General features: G+C 38.1%; 33 protein-coding genes. 4 read left to right on the forward strand and 29 right to left on the reverse strand.

Annotated elements, in window-relative coordinates:
- Positions 1-2: 2 nt before the first annotated feature.
- From H0184_RS06580 to H0184_RS06610, 7 genes are all read right to left on the reverse strand, one after another.
- Positions 3-590: a nucleoside recognition domain-containing protein gene (locus H0184_RS06580; RefSeq protein ID WP_221822790.1), complete on the reverse strand. Its 588-nt coding sequence runs from the start codon at positions 588-590 to the stop codon at positions 3-5.
- Positions 583-1,728, reverse strand: a complete 1,146-nt coding sequence (locus H0184_RS06585) for a D-alanyl-D-alanine carboxypeptidase family protein (protein WP_221822792.1) — start codon at positions 1,726-1,728, stop codon at positions 583-585. The genes H0184_RS06580 and H0184_RS06585 overlap by 8 nt, the downstream gene beginning before the upstream one ends.
- A 146-nt stretch (positions 1,729-1,874) precedes the next feature.
- A complete protein-coding gene (locus tag H0184_RS06590; RefSeq protein WP_221822794.1) occupies positions 1,875-2,765 on the reverse strand; it encodes a superoxide dismutase in 891 nt (296 codons plus the stop codon).
- Positions 2,766-2,895: 130 nt separating this feature from the next.
- Positions 2,896-3,384 carry a YpuI family protein gene (locus H0184_RS06595; protein WP_221822796.1) on the reverse strand — a complete coding sequence of 163 codons (489 nt, stop codon included), beginning with the start codon at positions 3,382-3,384 and terminating at the stop codon, positions 2,896-2,898.
- Between the two features lie 31 nt (positions 3,385-3,415).
- Entirely contained in the window at positions 3,416-3,835 is a 420-nt protein-coding gene (locus H0184_RS06600) for a hypothetical protein (protein WP_221822798.1), read from the reverse strand.
- 348 nt (positions 3,836-4,183) lie between these two features.
- A complete protein-coding gene (gene scpB, locus H0184_RS06605) occupies positions 4,184-4,771 on the reverse strand; it encodes an SMC-Scp complex subunit ScpB (protein WP_221822800.1) in 588 nt (195 codons plus the stop codon).
- A 5-nt stretch (positions 4,772-4,776) separates the two neighbouring features.
- Positions 4,777-5,532 carry a segregation/condensation protein A gene (locus tag H0184_RS06610; RefSeq protein ID WP_221822801.1) on the reverse strand — a complete coding sequence of 252 codons (756 nt, stop codon included), beginning with the start codon at positions 5,530-5,532 and terminating at the stop codon, positions 4,777-4,779.
- 199 nt (positions 5,533-5,731) lie between these two features.
- Here H0184_RS06610 and H0184_RS06615 point away from each other — a divergent pair, with 199 nt between their 5' ends.
- Both H0184_RS06615 and H0184_RS06620 read left to right on the forward strand, forming a co-directional pair.
- A complete protein-coding gene (locus H0184_RS06615; RefSeq protein WP_179156986.1) occupies positions 5,732-5,821 on the forward strand; it encodes a YjcZ family sporulation protein in 90 nt (29 codons plus the stop codon).
- Positions 5,822-5,961: 140 nt separating this feature from the next.
- A complete protein-coding gene (locus H0184_RS06620) occupies positions 5,962-6,483 on the forward strand; it encodes a DUF309 domain-containing protein (RefSeq protein WP_221822803.1) in 522 nt (173 codons plus the stop codon).
- Positions 6,484-6,517: 34 nt separating this feature from the next.
- On the opposite strand, the gene H0184_RS06625 is transcribed toward H0184_RS06620, so the two are convergent.
- The 19 genes from H0184_RS06625 to H0184_RS06715 form a co-directional block, all read right to left on the reverse strand.
- Entirely contained in the window at positions 6,518-6,868 is a 351-nt protein-coding gene (locus H0184_RS06625) for a GNAT family N-acetyltransferase (RefSeq protein ID WP_221822804.1), read from the reverse strand.
- A gap of 417 nt (positions 6,869-7,285) precedes the next feature.
- A complete protein-coding gene (gene lysA, locus H0184_RS06630) occupies positions 7,286-8,590 on the reverse strand; it encodes a diaminopimelate decarboxylase (RefSeq protein ID WP_221822805.1) in 1,305 nt (434 codons plus the stop codon).
- A gap of 166 nt (positions 8,591-8,756) precedes the next feature.
- Positions 8,757-10,241, reverse strand: coding sequence for a spore germination protein (locus H0184_RS06635; protein WP_221822806.1), 1,485 nt, complete (start codon positions 10,239-10,241; stop codon positions 8,757-8,759).
- A complete protein-coding gene (gene spoVAEA, locus H0184_RS06640; protein ID WP_221822807.1) occupies positions 10,204-10,803 on the reverse strand; it encodes a stage V sporulation protein SpoVABEA in 600 nt (199 codons plus the stop codon). Before spoVAEA ends, H0184_RS06635 begins: the two co-directional genes overlap by 38 nt.
- Positions 10,804-10,864: 61 nt before the next feature.
- Positions 10,865-11,287: a stage V sporulation protein AB gene (locus H0184_RS06645; RefSeq protein ID WP_221822808.1), complete on the reverse strand. Its 423-nt coding sequence runs from the start codon at positions 11,285-11,287 to the stop codon at positions 10,865-10,867.
- Positions 11,277-11,897, reverse strand: a complete 621-nt coding sequence (locus H0184_RS06650) for a stage V sporulation protein AA (protein ID WP_221822809.1) — start codon at positions 11,895-11,897, stop codon at positions 11,277-11,279. Before H0184_RS06650 ends, H0184_RS06645 begins: the two co-directional genes overlap by 11 nt.
- 86 nt (positions 11,898-11,983) lie before the next feature.
- Positions 11,984-12,742, reverse strand: a complete 759-nt coding sequence (sigF, locus tag H0184_RS06655) for an RNA polymerase sporulation sigma factor SigF (protein WP_221822810.1) — start codon at positions 12,740-12,742, stop codon at positions 11,984-11,986.
- Between the two features lie 12 nt (positions 12,743-12,754).
- Positions 12,755-13,195: an anti-sigma F factor gene (gene spoIIAB, locus H0184_RS06660; RefSeq protein ID WP_221822811.1), complete on the reverse strand. Its 441-nt coding sequence runs from the start codon at positions 13,193-13,195 to the stop codon at positions 12,755-12,757.
- 2 nt (positions 13,196-13,197) lie between these two features.
- The gene (gene spoIIAA, locus H0184_RS06665; RefSeq protein WP_221822813.1) at positions 13,198-13,548 is read right to left on the reverse strand and encodes an anti-sigma F factor antagonist; all 351 of its coding nucleotides are present in this window, start codon (positions 13,546-13,548) and stop codon (positions 13,198-13,200) included.
- A 129-nt stretch (positions 13,549-13,677) separates the two neighbouring features.
- A complete protein-coding gene (locus H0184_RS06670) occupies positions 13,678-14,847 on the reverse strand; it encodes a D-alanyl-D-alanine carboxypeptidase family protein (protein WP_221822815.1) in 1,170 nt (389 codons plus the stop codon).
- A 127-nt stretch (positions 14,848-14,974) separates the two neighbouring features.
- Positions 14,975-16,279 (reverse strand): pyrimidine-nucleoside phosphorylase, encoded by a 1,305-nt coding sequence (locus tag H0184_RS06675; RefSeq protein ID WP_221822816.1) that lies wholly within the window; start codon positions 16,277-16,279, stop codon positions 14,975-14,977.
- A 22-nt stretch (positions 16,280-16,301) separates the two neighbouring features.
- Positions 16,302-17,123, reverse strand: a complete 822-nt coding sequence (locus tag H0184_RS06680; RefSeq protein WP_221822818.1) for a purine-nucleoside phosphorylase — start codon at positions 17,121-17,123, stop codon at positions 16,302-16,304.
- Positions 17,124-17,135: 12 nt separating this feature from the next.
- A complete protein-coding gene (gene deoB, locus H0184_RS06685; protein WP_221822820.1) occupies positions 17,136-18,320 on the reverse strand; it encodes a phosphopentomutase in 1,185 nt (394 codons plus the stop codon).
- 213 nt (positions 18,321-18,533) lie between these two features.
- Positions 18,534-19,424: a site-specific tyrosine recombinase XerD gene (gene xerD, locus H0184_RS06690; RefSeq protein WP_221822822.1), complete on the reverse strand. Its 891-nt coding sequence runs from the start codon at positions 19,422-19,424 to the stop codon at positions 18,534-18,536.
- A gap of 6 nt (positions 19,425-19,430) precedes the next feature.
- A complete protein-coding gene (locus H0184_RS06695; RefSeq protein ID WP_045517435.1) occupies positions 19,431-19,658 on the reverse strand; it encodes a YqzK family protein in 228 nt (75 codons plus the stop codon).
- A gap of 162 nt (positions 19,659-19,820) precedes the next feature.
- Positions 19,821-20,285, reverse strand: coding sequence for a ferric iron uptake transcriptional regulator (gene fur / locus H0184_RS06700; RefSeq protein WP_221822823.1), 465 nt, complete (start codon positions 20,283-20,285; stop codon positions 19,821-19,823).
- A 110-nt stretch (positions 20,286-20,395) separates the two neighbouring features.
- Positions 20,396-21,040, reverse strand: coding sequence for a stage II sporulation protein M (gene spoIIM / locus H0184_RS06705; protein ID WP_221822825.1), 645 nt, complete (start codon positions 21,038-21,040; stop codon positions 20,396-20,398).
- 151 nt (positions 21,041-21,191) lie between these two features.
- A complete protein-coding gene (locus H0184_RS06710) occupies positions 21,192-22,355 on the reverse strand; it encodes an endonuclease Q family protein (protein WP_221822827.1) in 1,164 nt (387 codons plus the stop codon).
- Positions 22,352-22,906, reverse strand: a complete 555-nt coding sequence (locus H0184_RS06715; RefSeq protein WP_221822828.1) for an NUDIX hydrolase — start codon at positions 22,904-22,906, stop codon at positions 22,352-22,354. Before H0184_RS06715 ends, H0184_RS06710 begins: the two co-directional genes overlap by 4 nt.
- 74 nt (positions 22,907-22,980) lie before the next feature.
- Here H0184_RS06715 and mciZ point away from each other — a divergent pair, with 74 nt between their 5' ends.
- A complete protein-coding gene (gene mciZ / locus H0184_RS06720) occupies positions 22,981-23,112 on the forward strand; it encodes a Z-ring formation inhibitor MciZ (RefSeq protein WP_221822830.1) in 132 nt (43 codons plus the stop codon).
- Between the two features lie 65 nt (positions 23,113-23,177).
- Entirely contained in the window at positions 23,178-24,089 is a 912-nt protein-coding gene (locus tag H0184_RS06725) for an aldo/keto reductase (protein ID WP_221822832.1), read from the forward strand.
- Positions 24,090-24,117: 28 nt separating this feature from the next.
- On the opposite strand, the gene H0184_RS06730 is transcribed toward H0184_RS06725, so the two are convergent.
- The 3 genes from H0184_RS06730 to H0184_RS06740 all read right to left on the reverse strand — a co-directional run bounded on the left by H0184_RS06730 (position 24,118) and on the right by H0184_RS06740 (position 25,836).
- Entirely contained in the window at positions 24,118-24,372 is a 255-nt protein-coding gene (locus tag H0184_RS06730) for a YqkE family protein (protein WP_221822834.1), read from the reverse strand.
- A gap of 94 nt (positions 24,373-24,466) precedes the next feature.
- Complete coding sequence (locus H0184_RS06735) at positions 24,467-25,123, reverse strand: 3-oxoacid CoA-transferase subunit B (protein WP_221822836.1); 657 nt, start codon at positions 25,121-25,123, stop codon at positions 24,467-24,469.
- 23 nt (positions 25,124-25,146) lie between these two features.
- On the reverse strand, positions 25,147-25,836 hold the full coding sequence (locus tag H0184_RS06740) for a CoA transferase subunit A (RefSeq protein ID WP_221822838.1): 690 nt from the start codon (positions 25,834-25,836) through the stop codon (positions 25,147-25,149).
- Positions 25,837-25,840 lie beyond the last annotated feature (4 nt).

Consider the following 25,840-nt stretch of genomic DNA (forward strand, 5'->3'; position numbering starts at 1 on the left):
ATTCATCCTTTACGACTTCGTCGATTATAAAAATAACGATCTATCATAACTGCTCCGAGCATTGAGATAATGGTTGCAATTAAGGTTGGAACTACAATTTCAGTTGGGGAAGCAGAATTGTAGTTCATTCGGATTGCAATTACGGTTGTGGGGATAATCGTAATGCTTGCCGTATTTATTGCTAAGAAGGTGACCATAGATCGGCTGGCTGAATTCTTGCCGCCATTTAATTGTTTCAATTCCTCCATCGCTTTAATTCCCAGCGGTGTAGCCGCATTGCCCAAGCCAAACATATTGGCAATCATATTAGACAATATATACCCCATGGCAGGATGATTTGTTGGCACATCTGGGAATACCCTTTTCACCAGTGGCCGGAATAACTTTGACAACAAATCTAGTAATCCTGATTCTTGGGCTATCCGCATCATCCCTAACCAAAACACAAGAATGCTTATTAGCCCTATACAAAGTGTCACAGCTTCCTTTGCCCCATCAAATATTGCTTTATTTACTTCTTCGATTGTCCCATTAAACATAGCAAAAACGAATCCAACAATCGTCATAAAAACCCAAATATAATTAACCATGTAATTTCACGCCAATAACTGATAGAAATAAATCTTTTAAGGAATCAAACAGTCCCTTTTTTTTCTCAGGACCCCCTTGATAATAAATAGGTGTTTCTCTTACGACTTTGCCATCAAGGAAGACCTGTGCTTTACCAACTGCTTCCCCATTATGCTCTGATTCATCCCAGTCTTCTCCCGGCTTATTCAATTTATATTTTATAGTGAATAACTCCATTTCCTGATCAGTTGCTGGGTAGACAATTGATCTCTTTAAAAAGAGATGCTTTTGAAAATGCTTATTCGTTTTAATATCGATTGTTCCTTTTGAAAGTACTTCCGCCATATCATAGGTTTTAAAACCATTTTCATACATGGCTATGTGATCATTCCAATCATCAGAAGCGTTCAAGGTAACAGCAATTAAACTCATATCTCCTTTGGTTGCTGTTGTAACAAGAGTTCTTTTCGCCCGTTTTGTATATCCTGTTTTACCGCCAGTCGTATATTTATATTTTGTAAGCAGGCGGTTTTTATTTTTCCACTGACGATCCCAATTTTCAGTAGGGTTTGGCGCTTTATAGGTCTTTGTTCCAGCAATTTTTTTGTATGCCTTATTTTGCATAGCATATTTGGTTAAGAGAGCCATATCATATGCAGTTGAATAATGATTTTCATGATCGTCCAGACCATGGGGATTGGAAAAGTGAGTATTCAACATACCAATCTCTCGTGCTTTTTGATTCATTAAATATACGAACCCATCCAAACTTCCTCCAACATGCTCAGCAATTGCTACAGCGGTGTCATTTCCAGACCTAAGCATCAGACCATAAACTAAATGCTCGAGCTTAATCTTTTCTCCAGGCTTTAAGTACACAGACGACCCCTCAGCTCGGGTTGCTTGTTCACTTACTTTCACTAATTCATTCATTTTTCCCGATTCAATCGCGAGTATCGCTGTCATTATTTTTGTAATACTAGCGATTCTTCTTTTTGTGTGGGCATCTTTCTCAAATAGGACACGCCCTGATTCTTGCTCCATTAGAACTGCACCACGTGCACTTACGGAAACGGAAGCATCCACCTTTTGAGGAATGTTTGTAATGAATAGTGAGACCATGAGGGAAAAAATGACTAGCTTCCAAATCATTCTCATAAGTTTACCTCGTCCCCTTCGTTAACATGTCTAGCCAGTAGTTCATGTTACTAGCTTTCTAAAATTTTATGCGGGACAAGGCTTGTTATGACTATTTGTCCTAAAAAATGAAAAAAGCAATCGACATATTGCCGATTGCCCGCCGTTTAGAATGCCGGCCATTTAATTTCAGATGCTTTATCGAACCTCATTTCAACATCGTTCCAGTTTATAAGATTCCACCAATTTTCAATATAGCCCGCCCGATTGTTTTTATATTGGAGATAATAGGCATGCTCCCAAACATCAAGTACTAACAATGGGATAGTGTCCCATTGTGTTAACAGCATATGTCTTTCAGATTGTAAAATTTCGAGATGTCTCGCCCGCGGTGACCATACAAGGATAGCCCAGCCTACACCCTCTACCTGCTTAGCTGCTTCTGAAAATTGTTTCTTAAATTTATCGAAACTCCCAAAATAGTTTTCAATTTCTCTTTTCAGAAGTCCTTGAGGGCTGCCCCCTCCTTTTGGGATCATATTCTTCCAGAATATCGTGTGAAGATAATGTCCTGAACCATGAAAGGCTAATTCTCTGGACCAGTGCTTTATAAGGCTAAAATCATTATGATCTCTAGCCTTTTTTAGATTCACTTCGGCTTTGTTCAGCCCTTCTACGTAAGAGCGATGGTGCTTATCATGGTGCAGTCTCATTATTTCTTCCGAAATATAGGGTTCAAGTGCATTGTATGCGTACGGAAGTTCTGGGAGTGTATGACCGCCGGGCGGTACAGTTTTATTCTCAACCCAGATATTTCCCGCACCTTGTTTACGAGCAAAAAAGCTTTCCATATGCTCATGAATTTCCTCTGCCTTTGATTGAAGTCCAAGCATATCACTATCTGATAAAGATTCACCTGTGTTTTCAATCAACTCGGTAAAATGTTCAAGCTGCTCCCAAAGTTCTAAGTTGTCTTGCACTCCTTCACTATCTAAAAATCGTTTCATATCCTCATTCCATTCAAATAGCTCAAGAATATACTGATTAAATCGATTCATTTTATCCCACCTTTATTTTGAATCTACCTAAAAGGTATGAAAAATATTGGGGAATATGAATAAATATCCGCAACAGAACTTGATGAGAATGTAAAAAACTGCCCTAAATAGAGGACAGCTTCTTTATTATTTACTTCGATTGAATCATTTTTGTACGGTAATCCGTTTCATAGAATTCAAGTTCTTCTCTGACTCTTTGAAATTCTCCCTCGAATCCTCTAACTAACCTTTTAACACTTTCAGGCACGCTTTTATAAAATTTAATTGAATTTTTTCCAGTATACGCTGAACGACTATCCTCAAACCATGCATCATTTTTTGGTGAGAAAAACTCTTCAATACACTGATGGAAAATTCGATAAAGGGTTTTTTCGGCAGTTGCTTTCTGGAATGGTTCACTTTGCAAAATAACCGAGCACGCATCTAAGCCTTCTTCACAATAAACGAGCAATTTTCTCAAGTTTGATAGGACTAACTTATAATAAGCGGAATCTCCAGGCAGCTCTTGTTCCATCTGTGAAATCGTGGTTTCATTTAAATAGCTTTCTAATGAACTAATCGTAGAAGTTAAAAATCCACTTACATCTTTTAACTGCGATTTAACTAATGAATTTCCCATCAAAACACCCCTTCGAATTCTTCTTATCTTACTATCTCGGCTGCTTAATGTAATCCAGCGGAGAACGAAGCTCAAAATTATTATTTTGCTTAACACCTAGTACGATTTCAGGTAATTTTTCAAAGTCAATATCTTGAAAATAAGAAGCAAATTCTTGTTTAGAATTAATGTATAAACGTTTTCGATTACGCAAACCCGGATTCTTGATTAAGCACACTAAGGCAACGATGTCCTTGAAGGTTACTTGGATATTGTCTTTTGTGAAAATTGGATTTTGCTGATAAGGAGTGAATTCTTGGATGAATTCGTCAAAGTATCTAACATATAATACATGCAGTGTTTTTTCCTCTGATTCATCCATAAATGTTACTTCACTTCTATTAAAGAAGTCTTCTGAAGTATTTGATTTTTCCTTTTCCAATTCGTATCCGATACAGTCTTTTATTAACAATTAAATCAATCCCCTTTTGCCATTAACGAATAAGTTGAATTTTCGGAAATTCTTTTAAAATCTTATTTCTATTTTAGCACATCTAACGAAATTGTTTTACATTTAACTGCTTTATAGTTGTCTGTTGATTTCCGCTCCACTAAGGAATGCTTCTTGAATAATCATCGCAGGGACAGGCGGTCTCTGCCTGTCCCGAGGCACTTCGCTTTCCGCGGGCGGTCCGGGGAGCCTCCTCGGCGCTTAGCGCCTGTGGGGTCTCCCCAGCCCCGTCCTCCCGCAGGAGTCTTCGTGCCTTCCGCTCCAATCAACAGAGTGCAATATCAACTAATGAGATTTAAAATTATTCCCTTAAGGATTTAGATTTTGCTGAAATTTTTCGAAGAAGAGGTCTGCTTCTTCTTGGACGAATTCTTCTTCTACTCTATCAGGAAGCTTTGGTAATTCGTCGATGTTTTTTAACCCGAAGTAGTCAAGGAATTCTTTTGTTGTTCCGTATAGATATGCTCTCCCCGTTCCCTCAGCCCTTCCAACTTCCTTAATGAGTGCTTTTGTCATTAGTGTATGAAGTGGTCTTTCTGTTTTAACACCTCGTATTTCTTCGATTTCAGTACGAGTGATTGGCTGTTTGTATGCAATAATAGCCAATGTCTCCAAAGCTGCCTGTGACAGGGTAGATGTATTAGGCGAGTCAACCAGTCTCTTTAAATAATCAGCATTTTCTTTTTTTGTAGCAAGCTGATACGTTCCAGCAAGCTGAACAATCATGATTCCTCGTTCGCCATCTTCTTCATAGACCTGTTTTAATTCCTCTAATATTTCTCCAGCCCTCAACTCGTCTACCTCTAGGACCTCCGCAACATGCTTTAAAGTAAGTCCTTCATCACCAGCCGCAAATAAAAGACTCTCTAAAATACTATGCCAATTTATTATCTCCAAACCCCTTACTCTCCTTCTTTTATTGCATGAACAAAGATGTCCCCAAAGTTTTCATTTTGCTCTACATCAATTTCTTTTCTTTTGATAAGCTCCAACACTGCCAAAAACGTCACAACAATATGATCCTTTGTAGGAATAGGGAATAAATCATTGAAGTTTCTCCGACCTTTTAAGTACCTTAGCTCACTCATTATTTCAGTCATTCTAGTCTCAATTGAAATTTCTTGTCTAGTAATCTTTGTTGCCAATGGCCGCTGCAGTTTTTTCCTTCTTAATAGTTTTTGAAAAGCAGCTAACATATCATAAAGAGTGATATTTATCTCGGTTTTTTCTGGCTGCTTTTCCTTTGCATAATCTGAAAGATCACTTGGAGGTTTCGTATACATAAGTCCACGTTCTTCCTCCAGTGACTTTAAGTCATGTGCAGCCTCTTTATATTTTCGATACTCAATCAGCCTTTCAACAAGTTCATCTCTGGGGTCTTCTTCATAAGTCATTTCCGAATCAAAGTCATCCAATTCTTCTTCATGCTTTGGTAAAAGCATTTTGCTTTTAATCGCTAATAAAGTTGCTGCCATTACTAAAAACTCACTGGCAATATCCAATTTAAGTTCGGTCATTGTTTTTATATAGATTAAGTATTGCTCCGTTATTTGAGCAACAGGAATATCGTATATATCAATTTCGAGTCGATTAATTAAATGAAGCAGTAAATCCAAAGGTCCTTCAAACGCATCAATTTTAACATTATAGTGTATCATCTTTCACCAGTATCCTTGATGTAATTTTCATAAAAAATCATGACTATTATAGTATAGAGGATTCAAAACACTTATCCAATAGAAAAATCATTCCCTTCATAATTATTGAAAATGTGATGTTGGCCTATAACACCGGACAAACACCCTACATATGATGAGAGTGAAAAGAATAACAAAACAGTATAGGAGGTTTTTGAAAATGGCTGAAGGTTACGGTTTTGGAGGCGGCTTCGCTTTAATCGTGGTTCTATTCATTCTTTTAATTATCGTTGGTGCTTCTTGGTTTTAATTAAATAACCGATGTAAGCTAGGCAGCCCGCCTTTGTGGCGGGCTTTTTCTAGTGGCAAGATCTTTCTAGTGGCAAGATCCTGAAGAATCTGTTATTATGTGCTACACTGTACATAACTTGTTGGTTAGGGGGAGATATATTGTACCCAAAGGAGTATATTCAATTTTTAGTCCATTTTAATGGTGATCGGGATTATTTTGAATGCCACGAAATACTAGAGGAGTACTGGAAGGAATCTAATGATAAAAAAAAGGATTCAATCTGGGTGGGCTTTATACTATTAGCAGTATCAAGGTATCATCATCGAAGAGGAAACTTTAAGGGTGCCAAGCGAACCTTGGAAAAAGCGATTATCATCTTGTCGCTGCAGGAAAATATTTCTTCCATAAAGGGATTGGATGTCAATGTTTTATTTGCTCTTCTCTCAAAAATTCTGTCTGATATAGATAAAGAGATATGGTATCAAAGCATTAACCTTCCTGTGAAAGATCCTGTACTTTTACAAGCCTGCATTACAGAATGTAAAAAAAGAGGGTTCATTTGGGGGCAGGAGAGTATTGCAGTGGATGAATCCATCGTGCATAGACATAAATTGCGCGACAGATCAAAGGTTATTGAAGAACGGCAAGAAGCCCTGAGAATTAGAAAAGGCAACGAATAGAATCGTTGCCTTTATCGTTAAAACTACATTTTTCTTAACATAAATCACACTTCTCTACAAACGGTGCAGTATTGCTATTTGCTGTTATTTGCTTATCTGGATACATATCCTTCAATGCTTTGACCATTCTTTTTCCAACCCCTTGATACCGGTGTGAGGGATTGACAGAAATATGTTGAATCATTATCGCATTGTCATCTTCGTTCATATGAACTCCAATAAGACCGATAATATCTTCTTCCTTCCAAAGAAAGAGCTGCAGGTTCTCTTCCGTTTCATACTCCTTAATGGTTAACTGGAGTTTCTTCAAGTCCTTCTCCGTAGGCATAAAGGACATTAAGCCCATGGCTATCTTTTCAAATGTTTTCTTATAACGAATTAACATAATAGCTCCCTCATTATATTAAATAAACCCAGTTAGGGATAATATATTTTTTCCAACAAGTTCATAAATAAACAGTTTTATCTATAATATGTAGTCTCATTCGTAAAGTGTTTCATTATTGTCCATCATACATAATAAATGTTTATCAATCAATCCCAATATTAATATCATTATTTTGGTACAATAAAAACCCAATAGATAATTCCCCAAATAAGTGCAAGCGCCCCAAGGATACCAAATACAGTCCAATTACTTTTCTTCATAAAAAATCCTCCAAATACAATTTGAAGATAGCGTACATGTTGTCATTCTACACTATATACAAAAAATAATCCATTTAATCCATATAAGCGGCAGCGCCTATGCGCTGTAGCTGGATTAGAAAATAAATAAACTGCCGCTTTGGCGGCAGCTCATTTATTTTAATGGCAAGTCTAACCGAAGTAAATCTTCGTACGTTTCCCTTTTTACAACGAGTGCAGCATTCCCATTTTCAACAAATACTACAGCTGGACGTGGAATACGATTATAATTATTTGCCATCGAATATCCATAAGCTCCCGTACAAAAAACAGCAAGTAAATCATCATCTTCTGTTTCAGGAAGCGGCAGATCCCAAATCAGCATATCACCTGATTCACAGCATTTACCAGCAATGGAAACCTTATCTTTGTTTTTTGCCAATGGCCTATTAGCAAGTACCGCTTCATACTTCGCCTGATAGAGAGCTGGTCTAATATTGTCACTCATCCCGCCATCTACCGCCAAGTATTTTCTAACACCAGGAACTTCTTTAGAAGACCCAATTCGATATAACGTTGTACCTGCATCACCAACAAGTGACCGTCCCGGCTCGATCCATATTTCTGGCATTGCCATTGAGTATTGCTGTATTAACTTCTTAACCTCTTTAATAATCTCACTAACATATTGAGAAGGTAAAAGCGGTTCATCTTCACTTGTATAACGGATTCCGAAACCTCCGCCTAAATTAAGGACTTTTGCTTCAAAGTTAAGAGTATCTTTCCATTGGTTCATTTTTCCAACAATTTTTTCCGCAGCCAGCAAGAAACCAGTTGTCTCAAAAATTTGGGAACCAATATGACAATGTAATCCTAATACATCAAAATAATCACAGCGAAGAGCAGTCGTTAAAGCCTCTTCCGCTTGTCCATTTTGCAAATCAAAACCAAATTTCGAATCTTCCTGACCAGTTAAAATATAATCATGTGTATGTGCTTCAATTCCTGGAGTTACCCGTAGCAGAATGCTTATGGTTTCATTTTTCTCATGGCAAATTGTCTTTAAAAGCTCTAACTCATAAAAATTATCAACTACAATACAGCCAATTTTGTTTTCTAGTGCCATTTCTAATTCTTCTCTACTTTTATTATTACCATGAAAATGAATTCTTTCTGTTGGAAAACCTGCAGCTATTGCGGTATATAACTCTCCTCCGGAGACAACGTCAAGAGATAAACCTTCTTCCTCTGCAAGCTGAAGCATTGCAATGGTCGAAAATGCCTTACTCGCATAAGCAACCTGTGCTTTGATGTTTTGATCTTCAAAAGTCTGCTTAAAACCTCTAGCTCTTTCCCGCATTAATGATACGTCATAAACATAGAGAGGCGTTCCAAATTGTTCGGCCAAATCTACAGCATCTACTCCGCCTATTTCCAAATTCCCCTTGCCGTTTACGCCTGTTGTCCCGTAAAAATACATTACCTCTCCCTCTCTTTCGTAGAGACTCTTTATTATTGTATGGTACATGCTTAAAAAAGTAATAAATAATAGACAGAATCCACAAAGGATACTGCCTATTTTTAGCTTCTTATCCTTTTATATAATTAAAAATACTTTAGCATAACAATATCTTTTCCGCAATATTTTATTCTCCATCCGGCGGCTGACGGTAGCGATTCCTAGGATGTACAATACTTGGACGAAGAATCGATCCAGGTATTGCCCGCCGGAAAATAATTTGCAGAAATCCCTTTGGTTCAAAAGGGAGAAATGGCCAAAAATACGGAGTATTAAGAGTACGCGTGGTTACTAAATGAATAAATAACAAGGTAGAGCCAATGACGAAACCTGGCGTATGGAAAATGGCTACGAGTATTAATAGGGTAATTCTTCCTATTTTATTTGCAACACTTAGCTCGTAACTCGGTGTGGTGAACGTACCAATACCAGCAACAGCAACATAGAGTATTACTTCGGGTACAAACAAACCAACTTCAATTGCAATCTGACCAATCAACACTGCAGCAATTAATCCCATCGCAGTTGATAGCGGGGTGGGTGTATGTATGGCCGCAATCTTTAAAAATTCAAGTCCAAAATCAGCTAATAATATCTGAACCACGATTGGAATATTGGTTTGTTCATTTGGGCCAATAAACGAAAGCTTATCTGGCAGTAAGGATGGTTCTAACACGAACAAGAGCCACAAAGGAAGTAATAATATAGATGTTAGAACACCTAAAAACCTTGACCAGCGGACAAAAGTTCCCATTACTGGTGCTTCCCGAAACTCCTCTGCATGCTGGACATGATGAAAATAAGTAGTCGGCGCGATGATGACACTTGGAGATGTATCCACATATATAATTACATGTCCTTCTAATAGATGTGCCGCAGCTACATCTGCACGTTCTGTGTATCTTACCAATGGATAAGGGTTAAATCCTTGTTTTAGAATAAACTCTTCTATCGTTTTATCAGCCATCGGAATTCCATCAATTTTTATCGACTTAAGTTCTTTCCGGATAATATTAACTAAATCCGGATCAGCTATATCATTTATGTATCCTATGGCTATATCTGTTTTTGAACGTTCACCAACCTTCAAAATCTCAAAGCGGAGCCGTTCATCACGTATTCTTCTTCTTGTTAATGCAGTATTAATAACAATATTTTCAACAAACCCGTCACGCGAGCCTCTAACTACTTTCTCAGTATCGGGCTCCTGAGGTGTACGGCCGGGGTAGCTTCTGACGTCAACGGCAAGAGCAGTATTTGCTCCCTCTACTACTACAACAATTAATCCAGACAAAACTTGTGTAACCATTTCATCAAGAGTTTTAACAGGACTAACAGATTGGTTGACGAGCCTATTTTCAACTATCTTAAATAAATCAGCAGACACTTTCTCATGATCATTTATGCGTACTAATTCTTCTACGGTTTCAATAATAAATTGAGTATCACATAAACCAGTTATCCAGTAAAAATGAACATCCTTTTTTAGTATTTTTAACTTACGAACGCCAAAGTCAAAACTGACTCCTAGTCCGACTCGCTGTTTCATGTAATGTTCTATTTCTTCCAGCGATTCAGGAATCGGCCAATCTATTTCGTTCTCTCTCGTCACGAAATCCACTCCTTTCGAGTATTAGCTCTACCGCCTTTTTCGTAATAGGTGCTCCACGTTCATAGTGATCTCGCCGCGCCATTTTCCCTACATCTCCAATGCCAACGATGAGTGGAATATCTAATTCATCGAGGCAGTAAACGGTATCCCCATTTAGCCTTCCAATCTCCAGTTCTGGTATACCATGTTTGTCTACACCATAGGGAGTTAATTCTCCATCCCGATCGATACTTACATCGATTCTTGTCCACTCTGCCTGATGAGTTTTTGCAGCAACTGCAATTACTCCTAAGACTTCAATATCTTTATGGGTGGCGACATATTTTAATGCTCGTTCCCCTGCACCCTCTCCAACAAGTCCACTGTCATCAAACATTACTAATACTGGGTCGTTTGCGGCCTTTTTAATTAATTCAACAAGTTCCGCTCCTGTCAGCTGAGAGGGATTTCCTTGAGACATAGAAATACAACGCCCTCCTACTTCTTTGGCGACACACTCTACGGCCCTCTTTGCATACTCATCACCATCAGTAATTAATATAACCCGCCTGCGAATACTCATTCTAGGATGTCCTTTCTAGATGAAATGCGAAAAAGCGCGCCTTGGGCTAGACACTGCAGATTTAAAGATGAACAAAATAGACCCATTGAAAAATTGACCCAACAATTTTACCTAATACAATTGCCATAATTAAGATGATAATTTTCCCATCAATCCCCATCCTTTTTGCCAATACAGGGAATACATTTAAGGCTTCTGTGAGACCTGCAGCTAACATCCCTACAAATACACCACCGACAAGACCTAGAGGCAGCATGAAATATGGGGATATACCTAAAATTGGATCTCTAAGACTTGCGCCCACACCCGTTAACGCCCCCATAACAACAGCCCATTCATAATGCCGAATCATTTTCATTGTTTTCGTTAACTGCGTCATTCTTGGGATAATTCCAAGTACTGTTAAAAAAGCTACAAAACCTGAACCAACTGCTAATCCACCTGCAAGTCCGATAAACATAACTGCTACTACCTTAATCGTCATTCGTACGATTCATGCTTTCCTTGTTTTCATGAATGATGACATAGTTATCTAAATCCATTTGATAGTTAAACATCTCAACTTCCAGGGGACTTGGTTCTTCATTGATTCTTTTTTGAAATACATGATTGAAAAATAAAATCATGCCAAGACCTAAACCGATTGAATAGGGGATTTGAAATATCCAAGGCTTAGAATCTTCCACACCAGTAATAATCCTGTATAACTTCTCTTGTACACTTCGCATACTCACGTCATCATGAAAATTCATAATGGCCATTGCTGAACCGAAAAATAATAGAAACCAAATCAAGAGAAAAAGAGGAAATGACATTTGTTTTTTTTGTAACATCACTTCTACAATTGTTTGCGCAGGTCCAATTGTTTGGACTTCGACATCTTCAATCAGACCTGAAATTAAACGAATTATTTTCATGACGTCAATGATAATAATATTTTTGTCCTTTACGGTTACTTGATGAACCATTAGACTTTTCAAGTCAGAGATGACGGTTTCTGGTGCAATAACCTGAGCAATATCCATTAAATAAATCTTTTCTTCCGGTTTTACCAGAACACGATTCCGCATGCGGATGTAGATTGTTTTTTCCAAAACATTCACTCCCCACACATTGATTTCCTTGTATAACTAGTATGAGCAAAAAATCTTTCTTTACTAAAAAAAAAAAATCGTATGGATTAGAGATCCATACGATCCTTCATTTGCTGCAAAATCTTCTTCTCAAGTCTTGAAACTTGTACCTGAGATATACCCAGTCTTACAGCTACTTCTGACTGTGTTTGGTCTTTATAATAACGTAAATAAACAATGAGCCGCTCACGTTCATCCAATTCTCGAATTGCCTCTTTCAAGGCAATTTTATCAAACCATTTGCCTTCGTTTCCATCATCTATTTGATCTAATAATGTAATAGGATCTCCATCATTTTCATAAACTGTTTCATGAATAGAAGATGGCGTCCGGCTAGCTTCCTGGGCAAGGATAACATCCTCCGGAGATAGCTGAAGATGCTCTGAAATTTCGTTAACAGTTGGAATTCTGCCATATGTCTTCGACAATTCATCCTTTGCCTTTCTAATTCGGTTGCCCATTTCCTTTAATGAACGGCTAACCTTTACCGTCCCATCATCACGAATAAACCTTTGGATTTCACCAATAATCATTGGAACCGCATAGGTAGAAAACTTCACATCATAGGAAAGATCAAACTTATCTACAGATTTCAGCAGTCCGATACATCCAATTTGGAAAAGATCATCTGGATCATATCCTCTGTTTAGAAACCGCTGGACAACCGACCAAACAAGACGCATATTTTTTTCAGCAATATGATCTCTTGCTGCTTGGTCGCCATCTTGGCTTTTCTTAATAAGCTCTTTAACTTCATGGTCCTTTAAATACGTTTGCGCTTTATCTTTTTTGACCTCCACATCCATTGGCAAGTCTCCTTAATTGCATAGCATTTTGCTTGTGTGTAAATGCTTTTTTAGTCTTACTTCGGTTCCTTTACCTGGCTGTGTGAGAACCTCAACCTCATCCATGAAATTTTCCATGATAGTGAATCCCATACCAGATCTTTCTAAATCTGGCTTCGTTGTAAATAATGGCTGTCGAGCTTCCTCCACATCTACAATACCCAGTCCGACATCTTTAATTGAAATATCCACTATGTTATCTTCAATGGTTACCTGGATAAAAACAATTCCATCAGGGTCATTTTCATAACCATGAATAATAGAATTGGTTACAGCTTCTGAAACAACTGTTTTGATTTCAGTCAGTTCATCCATTGTAGGGTCAAGCTGTGCTATAAAAGCAGCAACAGTAACACGGGCAAATGATTCATTTTGACTTAAAGCGCTGAATTGAAGATTCATTGAATTCTTCATCTTTAGGCCACCCCCAATCTTTGCAATGCAAACTCTTCGGTCGGTTCAAGCTTTATGATTTTGAACATCCCCGACATATCGAATAATCGTTGTATTGCAGGGGAAATCGCACAAACGACCATTTCACCATGCACCTGCTTGATTTGCTTATACCGCCCTATAATGACACCTAACCCAGAGCTATCCATAAAAGAAAGCTGTTCTAGATTTAAAACTATATGACGAATATCATTTTTTTCAATTGCATTCGAAGCTTGTTCGCGTAATTCGTCTGCTGTATGATGATCCAATTCACCGCTTATACGGAGTAATAAAACATCATGTTTTACTTCCATTTCAATGTTAAGACTCACTATTCCTAGCCTCCTTAGTCTGGTATAGTGAGTCAATTCGTTACTGTTAGAGCAATCTCCTTCTCTCAAGACAAAACTAGTTGTTATCTGCTAAAAATAGTTGGATTTCGACATACATTTTCAGGAATACTATTTACCTGCTTTTGTAAACATTCCAAATGAACGTTTATAAAGAGTCCACCAGCTTGCTTCTTTTACGTCGTTTTTCGCAACTAGTTCGCTTTCAAGAATTACTTTTCCATCCTTAACTAGTTTAATGGTCCCTACTTTATCACCTTTATTAATTGGTGCATCTAGATTTTTATCCAGTGAGATTTTTTGTTTTACATCTTCAGTTTTCTCACCTTTTTTAGTAAGTAATGAAAGTGGCTCACTTGTTACTGCCTCAACTTTCTTTTCTTTTCCCTTACTAACATGGGCGCTGCCAATCACTTGATTTCGTTTGAACATTGGATGTGTTTGATACTGTGCGAACGCATAATTAAGCATTTTGGTTACTTGAGCATTTCTTTCTTTTGATGTCGGCGCACCAAAAACGACTGCTATTACGCGCATACCATCCTTTTGGGCAGTTGCAGTTAAACAATACTTGGCTTCACCTGTGAAGCCAGTCTTGAGACCATCTACTCCTGGGTAAAATCGAACTAATTTATTGGTATTCACCAGCCAGAATTTTTTATCTGTATTTTCTCGTAAATACGCTTCATATGTTCCTGTAAACTTTGTTATGTCTTCGTACTTCAATAGCTCCTTGGCCATGATTGCCATATCATGCGCGGAACTATAGTGACCGCTTCCTGGAAGTCCTGTAGTATTTTTAAAAGTTGTATTCTTCAAGCCAAGTTCTTTTACTTTGTTATTCATCGTGTCAACAAAGGCTTCCTCTGATCCTGCAATTTTCTCTGCCATAGCTACTGATGCATCATTTCCAGAGCCAATTGCTATACCTTGAAGCATTTGCTTAACTGTCATCTCTTCTCCTGGTTCAAGGAAGATTTGCGAACCACCCATCGAGGCAGCATACTCACTTGTGCGGACACTTTCATCCCATTTGAGTTTTCCTTGGTCAATTGCTTCCATAATAAGCAGCATGGTCATGATTTTTGTCATACTTGCTGGCGGAAGCTCCTCATTACTATTTTTCTCATAAAGAATTTGACCAGTATCACGCTCAATAAGGATCGCGGACCTAACATTTTCTGTAATATCAGTACTTTGTTTTTCTTCAGCAGATACGGTTGGTATCCATATACTTGTTAATAACAAGACTATTACTAGTAAAGAGATATATCGTTTCATTCGCATAACCCTCCATTCTTTATATAGATTCCATTTTTTCCAATTTCAATAACTTTATACAATATTTTCCTGTCAATAAAATAAAAAAAGCCCAGGAAGTTTTCCCTGGACTGTCATTACTATCTTTTTATTGTGTTATTTCTTCATGAATGAGGGTTGGTGCCTCTACTTTTTCTGAAGAAAGGATGATATTTTCATAAAGCATTGCTTTTACTTCACTTACATCCTCAAAATTACTATAAATCGTTACTAACGATTCACCTTTTTTCACTTGATCTCCGATCTTCTTTCTTAAAACAAGCCCTACAGCTAAATCAATTACGGACTCTTTTGTCGCTCTTCCTGCTCCTAGTTTCATTGCAGCTGTTCCAACTTCATCGGCAACTATTTCAGAAACATAACCGTCTTCTTTTGCTTCCAGCTCGAAAGTGAATTGAGCTTGCGGCATTTTAGATGGATCATCAACAATCGAAGCATCCCCGCCTTGAGAGCTTAGGAAGACCTTAAACTTTTCAAGTGCAGATCCATCTTTAATAACCTTTTCAAGCATTGTGCGTGCTTCTGTTAAAGAACTAGCCTTTTCTGCTAAGTAAACCATGTGACTGCCAAGTGTTAAGCAAAGCTCTGTTAAGTCCTCAGGACCTTCACCTTTTAAGGTATCAATCGCTTCCTTCACTTCAAGTGCATTTCCGATTGCAAACCCGAGCGGCTGACTCATGTCAGAAATAACAGCCATTGTTCGTCTTCCAACATTGTTTCCGATACCTACCATTGCTTTAGCCAGTTCTCTAGAGTCATCAATCGTCTTCATGAAGGCACCTGCACCGGTTTTTACATCCAAAACAATTGCATCAGCACCAGCAGCGATTTTTTTGCTCATGATAGAGCCGGCAATTAGCGGGATACTATTAACCGTTGCTGTTACATCTCTTAATGCATATAACTTTTTATCAGCAGGTGTTAAGTTGCCACTTTGTCCAATAACCGCAATTTTATTTTTATTAACTAAATCAATAAACTCCTCGTTCTCGATTTCAACGTGGAAACCTTTTACTGCTTCTAATTTATCAATCGTACCGCCCGTATGTCCTAAGCCGCGTCCTGACATTTTTGCAACTGGAACACCTAGTGCCGCAACAAGCGGTCCAAGGACTAGTGTTGTTGTATCGCCTACTCCGCCTGTTGAATGCTTATCAACTTTAATGCCTTCAATTTGTGATAAATCAATTTGATCGCCTGATTCAACCATGGCCATAGTTAAATCTGCTCTTTCTTTTTCTGTCATGCCTTGGAAAAATATTGCCATAGTTAAAGCACTAACCTGATAATCTGGGATGGAACCATCTGTGTATCCATTGATAATAAATTTTATTTCTTCGGTAGTTAGTTCTTGCCCATCTCTTTTTTTCTCAATTAAATCAACCATTCTCATATAAATCACCACTTCTTTAAGATTATTTTGCTATGTTTTTAACGATCTCTTTTATATATAATAAAAAGTTTGCTTTCACTTTTTCGGTTGTTTCAATTACTTCATCATGAGTTAAAGGTTGATCAAGAATTCCTGCTGCCATATTTGATATGCAGGAAATTCCTAATACCTTCATCCCGCTATGGCGGGCAACAATAACTTCAGGTACAGTTGACATCCCTACCGCATCTCCGCCAAGAGTTCTAACCAATCTAACTTCCGCTGGAGTCTCGTACACTGGTCCTGGATTACCAAAATAAACGCCTTCTTTAACATTCAAGTTAATTTGAGAGGCAATTTCTTTCGCCACGGCACGTAATTCTTTTGAATACGCTTCTGACATATCTGGGAAACGAGCTCCTAGTTTAGAATCATTCGGACCTATTAATGGATTGGTACCCATAAAATTAATATGATCGGTAATAATCATTAAATCTCCTGCTTCAAAGCTTTCATTTACTCCGCCGGCTGCATTTGTCACAATCAGCATATCTACACCAAGTTCCTTCATTACGCGGACCGGAAAGGTTACTTTATCCATGCCATAGCCTTCATAGAAGTGGAACCTGCCTTGCATTGCCACCACTTCAACTCCATTTAATACACCAAAAACGAGCTGTCCGGCATGACCTTCAACAGTTGAAATCGGGAAATCAGGTATTTCGTTATATGGTATTTTGACTGGATTTTCAATTTCATCTGCTAACACCCCAAGTCCTGAACCTAAGATTAGACCTACTCTTGGTGTGTTTGAGTACTTTTCCTTTAAAAATCTTGCAGCATTTTGAATTTTTTCTAGATTCATTTTCATACCCCTTTAGTTTATTTCTTGTAAGAAGCTTTTTCCGAAATTCGGCATTTTCACCTTGAAGTTATCTGCAACGGTTGCACCAATGTCAGCAAAGGTTTCACGAATAGGAAGTTCTTTGCCTTCTGTCATTTTCTTTGAATATACAATTAATGGTACATATTCACGTGTATGATCAGTTCCTGGTGCAACCGGATCATTTCCGTGGTCCGCTGTAATGATTAACAAATCATCCTCTTTTAATTTGGCAAACACTTCCGGAAGGCGGGCATCATATTCTTCAAGAGCTTTTCCATAGCCTTCTGGATCGCGGCGATGTCCAAATAGTGCATCAAAATCAACTAAATTTAGGAAGCTCATCCCCGTAAAATCCATATCCAGTGTTTGTACCAGCTTATCCATACCATCCATATTTGAAATGGTTCTTAGAGACTGGGTAACTCCTTCCCCGTCATAGATATCTGATATTTTTCCAATCGCAATTACATCTAAACCAGCATCTTTCATTTCATTCATAACCGTTCTATCAAATGGTTTTAAGGCGTAGTCATGACGATTAGCTGTTCTTTTAAAATTGCCTGGTTCACCTAAAAATGGACGAGCAATAACTCGGCCGACCATGTATTTTTCATCGAGGGTTAACTCGCGTGCGATTTTACATATTTTATATTGCTCTTCAATTGGAACAATTTCTTCATGTGCTGCAATTTGCAGGACTGAATCTGCAGAGGTGTAGACAATTAATGCTCCTGTTTTCATATGCTCTTCCCCAAGTTCATCGAGGATTTCCGTTCCACTGGCAGGCTTATTGCCTATAATCTTTCTTCCTGAACGTTCTTCTAATTCTGAAAGAAGCTCATCAGGGAAGCCATCTGGAAATACTCGGAAAGGTGTTTGGATATTCAACCCCATAATCTCCCAGTGACCTGTCATGGTGTCCTTTCCATTGGATGCTTCCATCATTTTAGTATAGTACGCCAATGGTTTTTCAGCTTTTTCAATCCCCTTAATTTGACGAATATTGCTTAACCCTAAATTTCCCATATTTGGCATAGTTAGACCGTTCATTCTTTCTGCAATATGTCCAAGGGTATCCGCACCTTTATCACCAAACTTTTCTGCATCCGGTGATTCACCAATCCCAACAGAGTCCATTACAATTAAAAATATTCGTTTATATGTATTTAATGCCATTCCAGAATTCCTCCTTTTTGTAAAAAAACTTTACAAATCATATAAAAATAGATTGCCCTTATTAAAATTGGATTATTTACGCTTTTGAAAATCTAACGTCAGAAGTCTGACCTCTATATTTTACTAAACTCTAGTAAAATTACAAGAAAAAGCTGCCAATAAATATGACAGCTTTTCGACTTTTTATTATAATGTTATGAAACTAGTTGCTTATTAAGCTCTTGGGTGGAATTTACTATAGACATCCTTTAACCTAGTTTTCGATAATTGAGTATAAATTTGCGTAGTGGATATATCAGCATGTCCAAGCATTTCTTGGACTGCTTTTAAATCGGCACCATTTTGTAATAGATGTGTGGCAAATGAATGTCGAAGTGTATGTGGTGTTAAATCATTCTCAATGCCTGCTTCTTTAGCTAGTTTTTTTAAGATTTTCCAAAAGCCTTGTCGTGTTAATCTCTTTCCTTGGTGATTTAAGAATAATGAATAATCCTGATATTTCGAAATAAAATGGGGTCTTCCATGCTCCAGGTAACGTTTTAACGCTTCTGCCGCTGGTCCTCCAATGGGAATGATTCGCTCTTTATCGCTTTTACCAATGATGGTGACGAAGCCCATCGTTAAATTCACATGAGCCACATCCATTTGAATAAGCTCACTGACACGTATTCCAGTAGCATAGAGAATTTCCAGCATAGCCTTGTCCCTCAAAGCAAAATGTTCATGCCCATGAGGTATTTCTAACAGTTTTTCTACTTCCTGTAAGCTTAATATCTTCGGAATTGATCTTTCTGATTTAGGAATTTCGATAAGAACTGATGGGTCTTGATTCGTGGTCTGATTCCGTAATAGAAATTGGTGGAAAGCGCGAATTGAAGCTATATGCCTCGCCAAAGTTTTTGCTGATTTCCCTTGTTCCTTTAAAAAGGTAAGGAAATGGACAATATGAACCCGCTGTACTTGATTTAATGTTTCAATTCCTTCAACGTTTTTTAGGTAGTGAAGATACGTTTTTAAATCTCGTTCGTAAGACAACAGCGTATTCTTCGCTAACCTTTTTTCTACGAGTAAAAACTGCATAAATTTTTTTAAATGATCATTCATTGAATACTACTCCCCATTTAAGTAAAACAAAATCAGCCGATCCAGCCAGACAGGGTTCTCATCTTTATTTAATGTGGAAACCTTTAAGGCAGAGCCTTCTGGTGAATCATAGCGATGATAATTTTGGTACTCCTCATTTACCCACATAATACCATAATAAAAGAGTATTGTGCATCCGGTGAATATTATAAAAACCTTTAAGGTTTGTAGTACTACTTTAATAAAAGAGAACATTATATCTTCCCCCAAACAGTTCGCCTAGTAAAAGATATGCCAATTTGTCCATCTTTTATACCTAATAGTCACTATTTTGGCAGAATTAATTTCTGCGAGAGTTGTGCAAAAAGAATTTATAGACAGAAAAAAAGTCCTTTTTTAAGAAAGGACCTTGTGTTATTATTCGGCATTTTCCTCAGTTTTCCCTTTATCTTGGCAGCGATAGCAAATACCATGGAATGTGAGGCGATGGTCTTTAATTTTAAAGTTCCACCTGCGTTCTACGATGGCTTCCACATCTTCAAGAAGATCTTCTTGAATTTCATCAACTGCTCCACATTCAATGCAAACGAGGTGATGATGGAAATGTGCTGCTCCTTCTTGGCGGAGGTCATAACGCGAGACTCCGTCACCAAAGTTGATTTTATCAACAATCTTTAATTCAGTTAGTAATTCAAGTGTACGATATACCGTTGCTAAACCGATTTCAGGCGATTTTTCTTTAACGAGGAGGTATACATCTTCTGCACTTAAATGATCCTCTTCATGCTCTAACAATACTCGAACGGTTGCTTCACGTTGAGGTGTTAGCTTATAACTTGATGAATGCAAATGCTTTTTAATTCTCTCAATTCTAGTTTCCATCCCGAAGTCCCTCCCTCGCCGCTGCTATTCTCATTATAACAGATGAGAAAGAGGTGTCAAAATAAAATTATTATAAACAAGATATTATATTTTATATTAAGTGATAATAATTATAAATTGAGTGTGCCCATCATGGTTTTCATCAGCCATGGTGAAACGTAAGCCTCCACTCCTGAAGCAGCAGAGATAAGAACTACAGCAGCTACGAAGGTGAGAATATAGTTTTTAAAGAATGGTAATATCGGCTGCCCATACGTTTTAAAAAATTGTTTTTTTATCATTCTCAATGAGAATATAACGGATAAAGCAGCCATTAGAATGAAAACGGGAATGATAATCAAATTTTGTGGCAGAATTGACACAAATGCGAGTAAAAATCCCTTCAGCCCCAATTGACTTACTAGGAAACCAACTGTAAATCCTACCACCAATCCTTTGATAAATAATAGAATGAGAATAACAGGCAGTCCGATAATTGATATTCCCAGGATCCAAATGAGTCCAATGAACTTACTGTTATGAAGAAAGCTTTGAGCAAATAAGTCATTATTTTCTGCGACTTTTCCATTTAGAATTTGTCCAAAGAATTGTGATAAATAATAAAATAAATCTTCCTTTTGGGTGATGCTCATGCTATTCACAACAATTGCCCCAAAAATTACACCCATTAAAAATAATATAACAATAAATAAAAAAATTGAGGAATGCTCACGGAAATAACTAGCGGCATCGTTCTGGTACAATCGTTTCTTCATCTGCAGTCCCTCCTATTTCTCCTAATCAGTTATTACATTTTATGCCTCTCTATTATTTCTATGACGACATTTTAATAGATTTTCATTTTTGCGAGTCAAAAAAACCTGGCAGAATTAGTGACTCTGGCAGGTTTTCATTAGATTTATTAAATTAGTGTGCAATTTTGCCGTATTTTCCGCCGCCGCCGGCTGCTAAAGTTACTTTTCCTTCTCTAGCTTTCATGATGAGGCCGGCAATTTTTGATGGAACCACTTCGTTTAATGCTTGATAAGGAACCTCATGCAAAATGGCCATTTCTGAACCAAAATGGTTGACGAGTTTTTCAAGTAATTTTGGTCCCAATCCTGGAATAAAGTCTAGCGGTACTTGATGAACATAGGGAGGACGTCCTTCTGGACTCTCTTCTGCTGTCTTCAGTTCAAGAATCCGTTGTGCTACCCCTTTAACAATTTGACTTTTTCCACACTGAGAGCAAATTTGATCATCTTCATGTGCTGGATACAAGCATTTTGCACAGACGGTTTTGTGATATTTACCCAGGAGCGGATCTAACCCATAGTTTGCAACAATATGCCGTCCCTCTTCCTTTCTTAACGCCATTCCCAATTCTTTAAATGAGGGTTCCTTCATTGATATTACCTGATATTCTCGGGCAATTTTTGCTAAGGAGTGTGCATCAGAATTAGTAACAAAGGTATAGCTGTGTAACTCTTCTATTTGATCCGCCATCTTTGTATTAGAACTTAAACCTAGTTCGATGCCATCGATCAAGCTGGGATCAAATACTTCAGTTAATGATTTATGGACACCCTTGCCGTAAAGACTTTTAAAAGGAGTAAACACATGAGCGGGAATAAATATTCCACCGAGTTCTTTTACTTTTTTTTGCAATTCAAGGCCTGATGCATAAATTCGCTGTGAGCTTAACTGAACATTTTTCAAATGACCAGACAGCCAATTTGAGAACTCTCTCATGATTTTTATAGTAGGAAAATAACAAAGTACATGTATCGGTCCATTACATTGTTCATCATAGATTTCTAACTCCGAACCGGGAATAACCGTTAAATCCCCGAAAGCCAAACCGCCATCTGGATGTTCTACAATGTCTCCACAGGTAACTAGACTTTCCATTTCGAGAATCACTTCTGGTGAGTGGCTATCAATTATTCCGACCATATTCAGCCCTTTTTCATGCCGGGCATGCTCAATGATATTGGTAAACGTTAAGGATTTGGCACCTGTTATTTTCACAGGCTTGCCGGTCCAGGTTCTCCCGATATGAATATGTAAATCTACATAATAGGTTTTCATTTTTTTACTAATGCCTCTTGCAACTGCAAGTATTGAACAGCATAGGCAGTTTTGGCATCATAAATTTTTTGTTCCTTAATATATTGAATCGCTTCATCTAGTGTTATTTCCTCAAGGTTCACAAACTCATCTTCATCAAGAGCTGCAGAATTTTCCTTTTTTGTCAGTCCTTTCGCTGCATACAGATGAACAATCTCATCTGCAAATCCAGGTGATGTATAGAACGAGATAAGCAGCTCCAGACTTTCACATTCATACCCTGTCTCTTCCTCTAACTCACGGCGCGCACATAAAGCAGGTTCTTCGCCTTTTTCTAATTTACCTGCGGGAATTTCAACTATGGTCCGTTCTAGAGCTTTACGAAATTGCTCTACCATAACAATTTTGTTTTCATTCGTAATTGCTAAAATTGCCACAGCACCTGGGTGTTTAATAATCTCCCTTTTTGACTGATTACCATTTGGGAGTTCAACATCCTGTAGTTGCAGGGTTATTATCTTTCCAGAATAAATCTCTTCACTATGTAATGTCTTTTCGTTTAGGTTCTTCATCTATGTCAACTCCTGTTCTAATTTTTGTATATGCGCTCATACATTTTACCATACATTATTTGGAGGGGTATGGGATGAAGGTATACGTGCATGATAAAGGAATTATTCTAGTTGGTAAGGGCTGGGAGATTGTACAAAAGTTAAAGGAATATAATAAAGAGTATTCTACTGTTGCACAATGGCTGGAAAAAGTTGCCCCAAAATAATCTCTTAATTTGTAGTCTTCCCCGGATTTTCGTAAAATTATAGAAAAGGACGGGGTGAATCTATTATGAAAAAAAGAAAACTTGGAAATTCAGATTTATGGGTAACAGAGCTAGGTTTAGGCTGCATGTCGATTGGCACAGAGGAGAAAGCAGCTAGAGAGATTATTGAGACTGCATTAGATGAGGGAATTAATTATTTTGACACTGCAGATTTATATGATTTTGGTGAAAATGAAAGAATCGTCGGGTCTGCTCTAAAACATGTACGTGAAAACGTCATCCTTGCCTCCAAGGTTGGAAACCGGTGGAACCAGGATAAATCAGGCTGGTCCTGGGATCCCTCCAAATCGTATATAAAAGAAGCAGTTAAGCAAAGCCTGAAACGTCTTGATACTGACTACATTGATTTATACCAGCTGCATGGCGGGACACTCGAGGACCGGATCGAGGAAACGATAGATGCCTTTGAAGAATTGAAGTCTGAGGGCTATATTCGCTATTTTGGAATTTCATCGATTCGTCCCAATGTTATCCGCGAATATGTAAAGAAGTCTCACATTGTTTCCGTTATGATGCAATATAGTATTTTAGACCGCCGCCCAGAAGAAGAAGCATTGCCACTACTTCATGAACACGGTGTTAGTGTAGTAACACGCGGCCCGCTCGCAAAAGGACTTCTAAGTGATAAAATGCTCGAAAAGGTGTCACCAAAAGGTTATCAAGACTATATTCAGGATGAGCTCCTTTCTGTATTACCAATGTTAAAGGACAAACTAGCAAGTGAACGCTCTTTTACCGAAGTAGCTCTTCAATATAATTTGTCACACCCTGCTGTTGCCTCTGTCATTGCAGGAGCCAGCAGTCCACAACAGGTTAAAGCTAATGCCAGCGCAATTAATAGTCCATCTTTGACAGGTGATGAGCTAGCGATTATTAAAGCAATTTCTAAGGCAAATCTTTATAAAGAACATCGTTAACATAGTAAAAGGAGAGCCCTCGGCTCTCCTATTTATATTCCTTCCAGTTCATGCCGCTTTCGTTTAACAGCTCCTCAAAGGATTTATTCTTTTCCTTTAAACGGCGCTCTTCGCGTTTCCTCTGCATTTCTTCTTCTCTTTTACGCTCCTCGGCGGCCTTCAACTGATCCTGCTGTTCTTTTAACTGCTTGATTAATTCTGGATTAATCATATCTTTAAGCGTTACCGCTGCTTCTTCTATTTTTGGTTTAGATTGGTTTTTTTGTTTCGATTTCTTTTTCATCCTAAACTCCCCCTGTTATCATCAATTCTTAAATATTATAGCAATTTTTAATAGAAAAAGCAGGCTGCCCTGTTACACAGCCTGCTGACCCTTTTTAATAAGCTTCCAATACCACGTTGTCATCCACTGTCAAAGAGGCTTCTGTCGAATTTATTACATCCTCAACTGTAAACCCCGAGGCCACTTCAACTAGTCTCAAACCTGAATCACTTACATCCATTACCGCCCGCTCGGTGATAATTCGATGAACAACACCTTTTCCTGTTAACGGTAATGTACATTGTTTTAGTATTTTTGATTCGCACCGTTTGTTGACATGCTCCATAATAACAATGATTTTCTGAGCTCCATGGACCAGATCCATGGCACCACCCATACCTTTAATCATCTTACCAGGAATCATCCAGTTTGCGAGGTCTCCTTTTTCAGAAACCTCCATGCCTCCTAGAATGGCTATATTAATGTGTCCGCCACGAATCATTGCAAAAGATTCAGCACTATCAAAATATGAAGCTCCGCTAATCGCAGTTACCGTTTCTTTTCCGGCATTGATTAAATCAGGATCAACCTCTTCTTCCGTTGGATAAGGACCAATTCCAAGCAGTCCATTTTCTGATTGCAGTACAACCTGTTTATTTTCTGATATATAATTGGCAACCAGTGTCGGCATACCGATTCCTAAATTTACATAAAATCCGTCCTCTATTTCTTTCTCTGCCCTTATTGCAATTCTCTCTCTAACAGAGACCATTGGCACTCTCTCCCTCCACAAATCTATTTTCTAACTGTCATTCTCTCAATCCGTTTTTGCTGCTGTCCTTCTATAATCATCTGAACGTAAACGCTTGGAGTGTGAATGAAATTAGGGTCGAGTTCACCAATTTCATAGAGTGTTTCTACTTCAGCAATCGTTACTTTTCCAGCTGCTGCAATCATTGGATTAAAGTTTCGTGCGGTTTTGTGATACACAAGATTCCCCATCTTGTCACCTTTCCATGCTCTAACAAGACTAAAGTCAGCAGTCAATGCTTCCTCCAGCAGATACTCCCTGCCATTAAAGACCTTTGTTTCCTTGCCATCGGCAATGGGTGTTCCTACACCGGCAGGAGTATAAAAGGCAGGTATCCCTGCTCCCCCAGCTCTGATTTTTTCTGCTAATGTTCCTTGTGGTGTTAGTTCTACTTCAAGCTCGCCAGCAAGTACCTGTCTTTCAAACTCTTTATTTTCACCCACATAAGAGCCTATCATTTTTTTTATCTGTTTATTTTTCAACAAAGGTCCAAGACCCCAGTCATCGACTCCACAATTATTGGAAATAACTGTTAATTCCTTTACCCCTTTTTCTACCAATGCTAAGATTAGATTTTCAGGAATGCCGCACAAGCCGAAACCGCCCACCATCAACGTCGCGCCATCTTGAATCTCAGCTACTGCTTCCTGAAAGGAAGTACTGATTTTCTTCATACTG

The sequence above is a fragment of the Neobacillus niacini genome (assembly GCF_019749295.1).
In the GTDB taxonomy this organism is placed as follows: Bacteria; Bacillota; Bacilli; order Bacillales; family Cytobacillaceae; genus Neobacillus; species Neobacillus niacini_D.